This window comes from Flavobacterium sp. H122, assembly GCF_004959765.1.
In the GTDB taxonomy this organism is placed as follows: Bacteria; Bacteroidota; Bacteroidia; order Flavobacteriales; family Flavobacteriaceae; genus Flavobacterium.
The window spans coordinates 1-14,009 of record NZ_SJZD01000002.1; the positions used below are offsets into that span (position 1 = coordinate 1).

A 14,009-nucleotide genomic window follows, 5' to 3' on the forward strand; every position below is an offset into this window, starting at 1 on the left:
AGAACAGGCTGATGCGGAGGCAAGAGCCAAAGCGGAGGAAGCAGTACGCTTGAAAGAAGAACAGGCACGTCTGGCAAGAGAGAAAGCCGAGGCTGATGCAAGAGCTAAAGCGGAAGCGGATGCACGTTCAAAAGAAGAAGCAGACAGATTAGCAAGAGAAAGAGCAGAAGCAGCGCGTATTGCTAAAGAACAGGCTGATGCAGAGGCAAGAGCCAAAGCAGAGGAAGCATCACGCTTAAAAGCAGAACAGGAGCGTCTGGCAAGAGAAAAAGTTGAGGCTGATGCAAGAGCTAAGGCAGAAGCTGAGGCACGTGCAAAAGAAGAGACAGACAGAATCGCAAGAGAGAAGGCAGAAGCAGAAGCAAGAGCTAAAGCGGAGGAAGAGGAACGCGCTAAATTAGATGCACAAAAAACTGCTGAAGATAAAGAAATTGACAATCTTAAGGGAGTTATAACCGATTCTCAGAAGCTGCAATCGGAATCAATAAGTAAATTCAAAGATTTAGTTTCAACTAAAGAAAAAGAATTATTGGATATGCGTAAAGCAAATGATGATTCTGAAAAAGGTATCGTAACTGAGGTTAAAGAAGTTGAATTCCAAAGTACAGCTGCAGCCAACAGAGCTATTGAATCATTAAAACAGGAAATTGAGTTAAATTTAAAACAACAGGATCAGTTTATTAATGAATTTAAAACTTTAGCGGCAGACCGTTTGAAGAAAGTTCCAGGCAAAAACGATGCAATCAATCAAAGCTATGTTAGAACAATAGCACAATTGGAAGCTGATAAAGCACTTTCACAAAAGCAAAGTACTGAATTGATTTCTAAATTGGAGCAGATTAAAGTTGAAACTGATATTGAGAAAAAACGTCGTATTAAGCGTGCATTGTTTGACAATTCACAGGCCAAATATCAAAAAGACAGAGCTGCTCTGAGTCAAATCAAAGCATCAACAAGTCCTACAGGACAGGTGTATCAGCCTTCAGACTTTGATTTCGGTGACGGTGATCAGACAAACATGCAGATTGTTAAAAATGTGGAAAATACAAAACCAGGTTTCTATTTGGTACTGGCAGCTCACAAAGATGAAGCAAGACGTAATGCTTTCCTGAAAAAAGCGATAGAGGCCGGAGAAACAAATATTGATTTCTTCTATGATGTAAATACGAGTACTTACTTCATTTATTCGAGACATTTTGATGAAATTTCAGACGCTGATGCAGCCGTAAGTAATAAAGGAACAAAACCGTATAATGGAAAAATGGTAATTATTAAAGTTGAGAAACAATAAAATAAAAAATTTAACGTTTCTTTTAGATTCACAAGTTTGTATTTAAAAGAAACGTTAATGAAAAAACATTAAATTTATTTGTTTAAAATAAACCTACCGCCCTATGAGAATAAAACACTACCTAATGTTATTATTGCTCCTTTTTGGTATTTATTCAGTAAATGCTCAAACAGGTGCGCCCTTCAAATCACGTTTAGGAGCTAAAGCGACTAAAGTAAGAGGGAATATCAAACTAGTTGGAAATACAATTCTGGGACATACCTTGTCAAATCCTACTTTTGACAGTTCCGGGAACGTAACCAATCTGGGTACTTTAACCAACCAGGCAAATCAAGCTACTCCCAATGGAGCAAACGGCCAGAACGACAGTGAAAATATGGAATATATTGACATTGACGGCGATGCTTCAACATTCAGTTCGAGTAGTGCATATCTTGATATTGACCCTAAAGAAGTAACCTGTAAAAGGATTGTCTTTGCCGGGCTGTACTGGGCGGCGACCTACCCGTATGAAAGGGGTATAGATGCAACCAAAGAATGGGAATCCTTTCCCTTAAATACTCCAAGGATAGGTAATTTTAATCAGATTAAATTCAAACTTCCCGGTGGAGCATATCAGAATATCACTGCTGATGAAACTATTTATGATGGGTATAATGCTTCAAATATTTCCGCCTCTTTTAAAGGGGCTCCTTATGTTTGTTTCAAAGATGTAACCACAATGCTTCAAGGACTGCCTGATGCTAATGGTAATTATACGGTTGGTAATGTTAGGGCAGCGCGTGGAAAACGTCTGGACGGATCAAGTGCCGGTTGGAGTTTAGTGGTTATTTATGAATCTCCCAATGCTAATGTCAAACCAAGACATTTTGTAGTTTATGATGGTTTGGAAAGAATTGCCGGAACTCATGACCTGACAATTGCAATTAATAATTTTAAATCAACACTGGCAGGGAAATTTGATACAAATATCGGGGTGGCGGCCTTGGATGGTGACAGGGAAAAAAATAATGACAAATACCAGTTTTCGAGCTTTAGCGGCGGACCTTTTATTGATCTAAAAGACAGTTTTAACGCATTCAACAATTTTTTTGACTCTTCATTAACCGATAACAATGCTATCGTTAACAACATAAACCCTATTAAAAACAATACGTACGGTTTTGATCTGGATCAGGTTGAATTACCTAATCCCGGACAGAGTGTACTTGTAAACGGGGCTTCCAATGCCTACATACGACTTACAACCGAAGGCGCAAATCAAGATGCCTTTATGCCGTATGTGGCTACTTTTTCAGTGGATGATTATGTGCCGAATGTTGTATTGACGAAAACCGTAAATAATTTATTAGGAGCAAATATTGACGGACAGCAAATACCAACTTGTAGGGATTTCAAATACATAATCGGTTTTCAGAATTTAGGTTCAGATGATGCAATAGGAGTTGCACCGGCCAATCCTAATTATGTAATTATTACCGATGTTCTACCGGCAAATGTAACTTACGTAGGAACCAATGTGACAACAACGGTACCAGGTTCTATAGTTAATTATGATGCTGCTACCAGAACACTTAGAATCAGTATTCCTAAATCATATCTGGAAGTAAACGATCCAAGATATGCTTTTGAAATTTATGTACGTACGGCATGTGCTTGTGCTGATATAACTGATGCATGTTCTACATCTATTAAAAACCAGGCATTTATTTCCTATCAGGGTGAAAGCGGGGGACAGGTAGTAACTTCTGATCCAAGTTCTTCTGTTTTTGACTCTACATGTCTTGTAGGTAACGGAACTCCTACAAACTCTACAATTTTACCTACATGTATATTTGAAAGTAATGTTTATACATGTGATGGTACAGCTACATTAACAGGGCCTGTAGGTTACGATAATTATACATGGACCGGCCCTTCAGGAGCAACTTTCACACCTAATGCAAATAGTCAGACTGTTACTGTAAACATAACCGGAAACTATACTGTTGTGGGTACTAAAGCCGGATGTGCTCCTATAACGTATATTTTTCACGTAATACGTTACAGTTCATCCAATACACATCCTATCATTCCTTATGATCAGGCAAATCCTATTCAAACATGTGACAATACGAATGAACGTATCCCTTACATTTACTTATGCGGTGCAAATGGAACAAGAGATTTAGACTCAAAAGTTACAGATGCAGAATCCATAACATGGCAGATTTATAATACGGCTTGTGGCGCATTTTCTCCTATAAACTGTCCCAATACAACAGCATCCTGCTGGACTAATGTGGGTACAGGACAGATTTATACAGTGAGTCAGGAAGGGGATTACCGTATTATTCTAAATTACGGAAACTGTTCTAAAACATTCTATTTCAAGGTTTTCAAGAATAATCTGGACTACCAGATCGTAAAAGAAGACATTTTTTGTAATACTCCCGGAAGTATAACAGTAATGGGAGTACCTCAAAGCGGTTATACATTTTCATTATTAAATTCAAGCGGTACAGTTATTCAGGGACCACAGGCTTCAAATGTATTCGTAATCAATACTGCTGGGGTTTATAACGTAAACATTAATCAGACAAATGTTACCAATGGCTGTGTCTTCACTGCCAATAATATAGCGGTACTGCGACATGTGCCAACGGCTCAGGTAATTTCGTATACACAACCGGTTTGTTTTGGTGACAAAGGAAGCATTACACTGGCTATAAATGACGGAAGACCTAATTATTATTTCAGCATATCAGATGCAGGTGGATTAGTTGCATCATCAGGAGCAGTAACAGATAATGTTTATACTTTTAATAACTTAACCCCGGGTGTTACTTACACATGGACAACAACCACTGATGACGGTTGTCCAAGTACAGGTACAATTACTATTGACAATCCTCAGGAATTAAAAGTTAAATTATCTCTCATTAAAGCATTGACATGTACAGCGGGAAGAGTTCAGGTAGATGTTGAAGGAGGAACGGGACCATACTTTGTTTATCTGTCTCCTAATTCAGGACCACCGTCTCCTTATTTACTTACAAATACTTTTGACGTCAGCGCAGCAGGAACATATACAGTTACTGTATGGGATTCAAATAATTGTAAAGCAACAGGTCAGATTACAGTTAATGCAATTCCGGCAGCAACTATTAATCCGGTTGCGACAAATATCAGATGTTATGCTGACGGCAATGTGGGTAGAATCAATTTTAACCCTGTTCTTAACGGCAACGACAGTATGCAGTTTGCTATAAGTACCGTTTCGGCTGCAGGACCATTTACTTACGGACCGGCCAGCGTATTTACAGGTTTAGCGCCTGGTAGATATTATTGTTCAGCTCAGTATATTTACAATGGGGAAGTTTGTACAATTCCTGTGGTAACTCTTGATATTACCAGAAATGCGGAAATTCTTCCTACTTTAACTAATACCGAAATAAGCTGTACTGCGGGTACTAACACGCCGGGTACTGCTGTTATAACTGCCAGTGCAACCGGAGGGGTAGCACCTATTCGCGCCAGCATTAACGGAGGAGCAAATTTCTTCCCTGTAACTCATAATTTTACAGTTTCCGGAGCGGGAACATATACTGTAATTTTTGAAGACGCAGTAGGATGCCGTGTTTCAAGACAAATTACAATTGCACCTATTACGCCGTTACAGAATATGACATTTACACCTTATAATTTAAGATGTAATGTTTCATCTACTACGGGTACTGTAGATGTTGGTGTTAATGTTACCGGCGGAACAGGTACATATACGTATCAAATTGTTGCTCCTGTAGTGGGAACACCTCAATCAAGCAATCAGTTTACAGGATTAACTCCTGGAACTACCTATACATTCCAGGTAACAGATGCAAAAGGATGTACACTGCAGCGTCAGCTGGTTATTCCTGCATTGCCTGTAATAGGCGTGACATTAACTGCTCCAAGAGTTTGTTATGGTGTTGCAACCGGCAGCATTCAGGTTACAGTAACCGGAACAACTAATTTCCAATATACAATTAACAATGGATCCAGACAGCCTTATCCGGGTTCCAACCCATTTACAATAAGCAATCAACCGGTAAATACACCTGTTACTATTACAGTTTATGACACTGCAACTGATTGTAATGCATCAAGTTCAGTTACAATACCAGTGCCTGCAAATGATATTACAGGTACTCTTAATGTAACTCCTATAAGATGTAGTCCTAATTATGGATCTGTAACAGTATCTGGAGTTTCAGGAGGCTGGGGCGGACCATACCGTTATGAATTGCTGCAGCCAAACGGAACAGTTGTTGGCCCGCAAACTGCAAATGTATTTACTAATTTGACGCAAACAGGTTCTTATACCGTAACTATCATAGATTCGAATGGTTGTAGAAAAGCACTGCCTCCATTTGTTTTGACTGCGCCAAGCTCACCTGATTTAACATTGCTCCCAAGCAGTGATTTATGTAATGATTCTAATGGAACCTCGGTTGTTGTTCAGGTAACTGCCGGAACAGGAACGGCACCATTCCAATTTAGTCTGAACGGAGGAGCTTATGTACCGGCAAATATGCCAACAAATGGCCATCAGTACACCAACCTTCCTACCGGAGGAACTGGACATGTTATTACGGTTAGAGATGTTTACGGCTGTACAGATACAGTTATACTGCCGGTACTAAATACGACATTAACTGCCATGGCAGTAATTACTAAAGGTCTGGATTGTTCTGCTTCACCAAATGCGGTTATCCGCGTGAATATCAGCGGCGGTTATCCTGCTTATGAATATCAAGTTTCATATAATGGGGGAGCTTACGGTTCTTTTGTGCCTGTTGCCGGAGCTACTTTCAATTATTCGGCAGCTGTTGCGGGAACGTATACATTTAGAATCAGAGATTCCAGAGGCTGTACTTATACCACTGCTACAGTAGTCATACCGGCTTTAATACCAGTAGCCGCTACTTATATTAAAACAGATAATAAATGTTTTGGTGACAGTATGGGAAGCTTTACTGTTCAACCATCAGGAGGTCAGGCACCATACATGATTAGCGTTAATGGAAATCCATTTACTTCACAAACGACTTATTCTGGTCTTGCAGCAGGAAATTATACAGTTAATGTAAGAGATGCAAATCAATGTTTATTGAATCCTCCTCTTACTATAACAATTGGCGCACCAAACGATATAACATGGACCCATAATACTAATTCTCTGTCGTGTGGAGTTTCAGGTATTGTTTTGGGTTCAATTGAAATTTTAACTTTAGGTGGCGGCACTGCTCCTTATATGTTAACATTGGTTGATTTATCAGGTGCAACGCCTAATGTTGTGGTTAATAACGCCACAGCGCCTCATACTTTCAGTAACTTGAACTTTGGTAATTATCAGGTATTTGTTACTGATGCCAACGGCTGTTCTAAAAATTTCGTAACAACTGTAGCTACTCCTGTAACTGATTTAACAATTGATGTTACTACAGTACCTGGAGATTGTACTACCGGGGCTTGTATAAAATTAACTGCTTTAGGAGGTACCGGACCATACTTTTTTGCCCAGTATCCGGTGAATCCTTCAAATCCTAATTCGTATGATTATGCTACTTATTCTGCACTTTACCAACCGGAAAGTGCTGTTGGAAGTGGTGAATATACTTTCTGTGGTTTGGCATCTGGAGTTACCTATTCATTTATTGTTTACGATCAGGGATCCAACTGTTATTTCTTCAGACAGGCTGGTGCACCTACTGTTGTATATACTTCAATGACAGTTGCGGCAACTCCTAAAAACGTAACCTGTAAAGGAGCAGCGGATGGAAGTGTGAGTTTCACCATATCTTCTTACGGAGGTACAAGTGTTTCATACCAAATATTTAATGCAGTAACCAATCAACCAGTAGCGCCTACTTTGGCACCGGCAACTTTAAATGGATTGTCCGGATCAGCCGTAACGGTTTCAAATATCGGACCGCTTCCTGTAGGAACATATTATGTAGTAGTAAGAGAATTGGACGGTCCTTCTGTTGGATGTACCAATGCTTCAAATACTTTTGCAATAGTTGAATCACCAACTGTGCTAAGTGTTACAGCTCAAATTCTGAAAAATGCCAATTGTAATGCTGCCGGTACGATTCAAATAAATGCATTAGGAGGTACTGCACCTTATTTATATTATTTCGCTCAATCACCAAGTCCAGCACCAGCTGTTGGATCACCATTGTGGTCAGGCTCAAACATAGGAACTATTCCTTTTGGCAATTCTGCGCCTTTTGATGTGTATGTATTGGATGCTTACGGATGTATCCGATCAACACAAATTACAATGATTTCTGATCCGTTACCATCTATAAGTGCTGTCGTTAATCCAAGTACAGTGTGTAATGCGGAAGGTGCTTTTGCTATTGATGTGACAATTAATGCAACAGGTGTTGAACCTTATACTTATAGTGTGAATGGAGGTGCGTATCAAAACCTGACTGCACCTTATCCTTTAACCTATCCTTATACTTTTACAATCAGTAATTTAAGTTCGGGTACCTATGATATCTCGCTTTTAGATAAAAACGGATGTGAGTCATCAGCAAGCGTTATCATTACGCCGCCTTTAAATATTAATGCTGATTTTAGTGTTTTACCGGAATGTAACGATGCGGACGGTACTATTACAGCTAATGCTTCAGGAGGAAGCGGTGTGCCGGCTAATTATCAGTACACTTTATATGACAGTGCAGGCACTACTATTTTAGTTGGTCCGCAGTCAGGAAATACTTTCCCTAATATGGCACCTGGTACATATTGGGTGCAAGTAAGAGACATTACAACCAATTGTACAGCTAGAGTTCAGGTTTCATTAGTAACTGCAGCGCTTCTTGATTTCACTTTAGCACCTACTAACGTAAGTTGTTTTGGTGGTTCAGATGGTACGATTACCGTTACTAACGTAGTTGGTGATGCTCCGTTTAAGTATCAAATTATTGCTCCGGTTGTAATGCCGGCAGTCCCTCAGGATTCAAATGTATTTATAGGCTTAGCAGCTGGTTCATATACTGTAGAGGTGACTTCTGCAAGAGGATGTAAAATTTCTAAAACCATACCTGTTACACAACCTGCAGCTCTTATATTAAACCCGGCTACTGTTTCAAGTCCAACCTGCAGCAGTAATGCGATTCAACCTGTGACTGTTACTGTTAATGTGAGCGGTGGTACTGCACCTTACCTATATAGTTTTAATAGCGGTGCTTTTACTTCCAATAATGTGTATACGGTATTTGCAACGACAGCTTCACAAACAATTAATTATGATGTTAAAGATGCTAATGGGTGTCCTGTAAGCGGTTCTGAAATTGTTCCGGCTTATACACCATTAAGCGCGTTGGGGGCAGGTGTGCAGCCTACATGTGCTGCTTCGGGCAGTTATACTATAACTCCTTCGGGTGGTTCAGGAGGCGGAACAATTGCTAATTACACTTACACTTTAGTAGGAGGTAATGCAGCAGGTGCTGTGCAGCAGCCATCACCTAATCAAAATGTATTCACAATCAGCCAGCCTGGTTTGTATTACTTTAGAGTTACTGATGCAAACGGATGTTGGGTTGATTTACCGGTATTTGATGTTCCTGCTTATGATATAATTACTATCAGTGCTCCTGCTACAACAGATGTTGTTTGTTTTGGAACAGCCTCAGGAACAATAGGACCTGTTACAATCAATAATTACAGTGGCGATTATAGCTGGCAGTTGCAGGGAAGTGCTTTATCAGGTACTGGCAACACAGGCACTCCATTGACTATCAATAATGTTCCTGCGGGAAGTTATACGTTGTTAATCACTGAGACACAAGCACCTTTCTGTGATGCGACTGTACCGGTTGATATAACAGCACCTGCAGCACCGCTTGCTGTATCGATAAAAATTGACGCTCTTGTTTCCTGCGGTTCTGCAACCGGTATAATAACCGTAGACAGCATCACTGGCGGATGGGGTAGTTATGAATACCAATTGGTAAATCAAACTACGGGAACTTCGTTTCCTTATGGTAATGCTAGTTCATTCAGTAATTTGCCGGCAGGCACTTACTATGTGAACGTGAGAGATGCTAAAGGATGTATAGTGGCGAGCAATCAGGTAACATTGAATGCACCTACACAAATCACTAATGTTACTGCTGTACCAAGTGTTTTGGCTTGTGCTAATGATACAAATGGAACTATTACTGTTTCAGGGGTAACCGGAGGAGTAGCTGGTGCGGTGTATCAATATATTTTGGTAACATATTATAAAGATGCACAGGGTAATACTTTATCATCACAATCTGTGCCTCAACTAAGCAATGTATTTAATGATCTAAATGCTGGTGATTATGGAGTTATTGTTCAGGATGGTTATAACTGTAACTCAACTGAAGTTAGGGTAACAATTATTAATCCATCAGTAGTTACCGCATCTGTTAATTTAATTGCCAACAGCAGAGATTGTTTGTCAGGTACTGAAACAATAACATTAACGGCATCCGGCGGTACCGGATCATATAGCTATGCAACAACTGCTGCAGGGCCTTTCACGGCTATGGCCACAAACCCTGTAACCTTTACAGTAAATCCTAACGGATCACCGTATACTTATTACGTAAAAGACAGCAATGACTGTATCAGTGGGCCGGCTGTCTATACAGTCGCACCGGTTGTACCGCTTACTATAACCATTAATGCTAATTCGCAATTACAGGTATTATGTTTTGGTGATGTTACTGGTTCGTTATATATTGACGTAACGGGTGGTTTAGGTACTCCTTATACAATAAATGTTACTGGCCCAGCAGGTTATAATCAAACAAATACTACCGGTATTTTTACAGATTTAGCTGCAGGTAATTATAATATTTCAGTTACAAATGGTACCTGTACTGCTGCAACTACTCAGAGTATAGCTTCACCTAATCCACCGTTACAGGCAACTGCTACATGGGAAAATGTTGTTTGTAGAGGCGATAAATCAGGATTCATTACGGTGATTATTCAAAATAATGGAGTAGCGACACCTATTCAGTATCAATTGGATAATTTGACAACAGGTGAAACGGTTGGAACGGTAACTATTTTAGATCCGTTTAATCCTGCTGGATTAGTTATCCCGGAATTAGCTGCAGGAAATTATACATTAGTGTTAAGTGATAAGAATGGCTGTCAGTTCGTAATTGATAATATTCTTATTTCAGAGCCGCTGACTTCTGCTTTTGCTACAGCACAAGGACTTCCTGAGTCTTGTGCGGAGTTCAATGATGGAATTATAGAATTTACAAATATAGGTGGAGGTAATCCAGGGACTTATACGTTAGGATATTCATTGCCTCCTACACTAACGAACCCTAACCCAACGCCAATTGCGGAGCTGACAAATGTTGCAGCCGGGCCAGGACCTTTCAATATAATGAATGTGGATGGCAGTGTTGCTGTAAACGGAGTTTTTGAAGCCTATATTATCGATTCAAAAGGATGTAAGACTACGTATCCCGTAAGAGTTGATCCAGGTGTGGTAATGAATCCGGATGTACGTTTTGAATATGATTGTGATAATTCAACAGTTCCTAATTCACCGGCACAGCCGTATGTTAGAATAACAGTGATTAATAAAGATACAAATGCTTTGTTTAGTCCTGCGGCAAATTATTTCTATTCATTGGACGTAGATGATTTTACAACAGCGGTTAATAATCCTGTATTTACATCGGTTACACATCCGCAATTGCTGGATCCTTCAAATACAAATCATACGATTTATGTATATCATGTAAACGGCTGTAAAAAATCTGTAATCGACGTTATCGTTGATGTGACTAGATTAGATCCTCTTATTGTTGATTTACAACCGGGTACAGCTCTGAATCAGGTCGTGGCTAATACAAACAATACTGACGGTACACCTTCAGGAGCGCCACCGTATACTTATGCGTTTGATTTGAATGGCTTTGGTGGTCAGACCGGTCCTAAAAATACCTTTATTTATTATCAGTCAGGTACGGTTACCGTTACTGTTACTGATGAGAATGGATGTATAGCTATAGACAGCCTTCCTGTAACCCACATTCCAATCTGTGTTTCGGATGTAATGACACCAGGCGGTGCAGATGGTACAAATGACGAGTGGGGTCCTGGATGTGTTGATCCTGTAACGTACCCTAATTTGGTAACTAAAATTTATGACCGTTACGGACGTTTAGTGAAAACATTACCGGTTGGAGAAACCTGGGATGGTAAATATGAAGGAAAAGATTTGCCTTCTGGTGATTACTGGTATGTGATCAAAGTGGATAAGAATGAAGGTCAGGAGATTGTAGGTCACTTTACTTTGTATAGATAATTTAACTCATGAGCTATGAATTTTATAGATAATATAAACAATACAAAAAAACTCTTTGTTGCATTAGTTTTAACGGCTTGCACAAGTGGAATTGCTCAAGAGTTGCATTTACCCGCTGCAACGCAGTATTTAGCAGATAATCCTTTTACATTATCACCTACCTATGCCGGGATAGGTGATAATGCGAGGATACGCGTTAACGGTTTTTTTCAATGGGTTGGTATTAAAGATGCGCCGGATAATCAGGCGGTCTATGGAGATTTTAGAGTGTTGAATCAATCAGGTGTAGGTTTGCATTTTTATAATGATAAGAATGGCGATACCAGACAGCAGGGAGGTAAAGTTTCTTTTGCCCACCATATTATTCTGGATTATCCCTCAAAACAGTATTTATCATTTGGTATGTCTTACAACTTCAATAATTTTAGAATTGAAACTGAAAATATTGACACTCCTGACAGTGATATTACTAATGACAGATATACATCAAATAACAACTTTGATGTAGGTTTGCTTTATAGAAAGGACAGATTTTATGCAGCTTTCAATGCCAGTAATTTACTGAGCAAGGATATTAAAAAGTTCGTTTTGGATCCTGAACCCAGCTTACTTAGAAACTATCAGTTGTATACAGGATATGTTTTTAGAAGTAACAGAGAATCCAGAGTCGAAATCGAACCTTCTGCTTTTATTCAATATTTCGAAAGTGATAACCGTTCCAGTACAGATATAAATATTAAATACCGACGTATTGATTACCAGCGTACAGGTTATTTCTGGTTAGGGGCCACGTATCGTTTCTTAAATGATCAGCCTATGCGCCCTTTGACTTTGGGACCAATGTTTGGTTTAAAGAAAAGCGGTCTTTATTTAGGATATTCCTATCAAATTACTCTTAATGAGCTGTCTGGTTATAATACTGGTTCTCATATGATTACTTTAGGATGGGATTTCTTCCAGGGAATCAGCAACTGTCCTTGTACACAAAATGCTATTGCTGAAGATTAAGAACTTATAGATTTGACATAGTAAAACCGCAGGGCAGTTTGCTTTGCGGTTTTTTTTTTTCTTTTAACTTTGTAAAAAAACAACTACTACAATGAAAACATTACACGACATTAATTTTAAAGACAAAAAAGCCTTAATCAGAGTTGATTTTAATGTACCTCTGGATGAAAAATTTAATGTAACTGACAGTACGCGTATTGAAGCTGCAAAACCTACTATAGATAAAATTTTAAATGAAGGCGGAAGTGTTATTTTAATGTCGCATTTAGGACGCCCTAAAGGTGTTCAGGAAGAGTTTTCATTACGCCATATTGTGGAACGTACTGCCGAAATTTTAGGAAGACCCGTTACATTTGCTTCTGATTGCATTGGTCACGTGGCTGATAATGCTGCTGCACATTTAAAACCGGGTGACGTTTTGTTGTTGGAAAACCTTCGTTTTTACAAGGAAGAAGAAGCCGGTGATGTGGATTTTTCTAAAAAATTAGCTTCATTGGGTGATGTTTATGTTAACGATGCCTTTGGTACTGCTCACAGGGCCCATGCTTCTACTACGATTATTGCGCAATTCTTTCCTGAAAATAAATGTTTCGGTACTTTACTGGCTAAAGAAATCGAAAGCTTGAATAAAGTATTGAATAATAGTGAAAAGCCTGTTACAGCTGTATTGGGTGGAAGTAAAGTTTCTTCAAAAATTACGGTTATCGAAAATGTTCTTGATAAGATTGACCACATGATTATTGGCGGAGGGATGACATTTACTTTTATCAAAGCATTAGGCGGTAAAATCGGTAATTCTTTATGTGAGGATGACAAATTGGAACTGGCACTTGAAATTTTAAATAAAGCCAAAGCAAAAGGTGTTCAAATCCATCTTCCTGTTGATGTAGTTGCCGCTGATAAGTTTGCTAACGATGCCGAAAAACAAGTTGTTGATGTGAATAATATACCTGACGGTTGGCAGGGGCTTGATGTAGGTCCAAAATCTCTGGAAGCAATTAAAGAAGTAATTTTAGATTCTAAAACTATTCTTTGGAATGGCCCGCTTGGAGTTTTCGAAATGGAATCTTTTGCAAACGGTACTATTGAATTAGGTAATTTTATTGCCGAAGCTACTCAAAACGGAGCTTTTTCATTAGTAGGCGGAGGTGATAGTGTTGCCGCGGTTAAGCAGTTTGGTTTCGAACCAAAGATGAGCTATGTATCTACCGGTGGCGGTGCTATGCTTGAAATGCTTGAAGGTAAGGTTTTGCCTGGAATTGTTGCTATTTTAAGCTGATCAGCTTAATTTTAACATTTTTTTTTGTTTTATTTCGTATAATGGTTATATGTTTGTAGCCCAACTTAAATAGTTGAATATAAACTATT

At 39.1% G+C, this 14,009-nt stretch carries 3 protein-coding genes and 1 pseudogene; all 4 read left to right on the plus strand.

The genetic code is table 11. From position 1 onward, the window contains the following. Positions 1 to 1,291 (plus strand): annotated as a pseudogene (locus EZM65_RS15440) (hypothetical protein); the annotation flags it as partial. Positions 1,292 to 1,394: 103 nt separating this feature from the next. Continuing rightward, the gene (locus tag EZM65_RS03550) at positions 1,395 to 11,633 is read left to right on the plus strand and encodes a T9SS type B sorting domain-containing protein (protein WP_136667164.1); all 10,239 of its coding nucleotides are present in this window, start codon (positions 1,395 to 1,397) and stop codon (positions 11,631 to 11,633) included. A 15-nt stretch (positions 11,634 to 11,648) separates the two neighbouring features. Further along, complete coding sequence (locus tag EZM65_RS03555) at positions 11,649 to 12,641, plus strand: type IX secretion system membrane protein PorP/SprF (RefSeq protein WP_136667165.1); 993 nt, start codon at positions 11,649 to 11,651, stop codon at positions 12,639 to 12,641. A gap of 91 nt (positions 12,642 to 12,732) precedes the next feature. Then, a complete protein-coding gene (gene pgk / locus EZM65_RS03560; protein WP_136667166.1) occupies positions 12,733 to 13,920 on the plus strand; it encodes a phosphoglycerate kinase in 1,188 nt (395 codons plus the stop codon). Positions 13,921 to 14,009 lie beyond the last annotated feature (89 nt).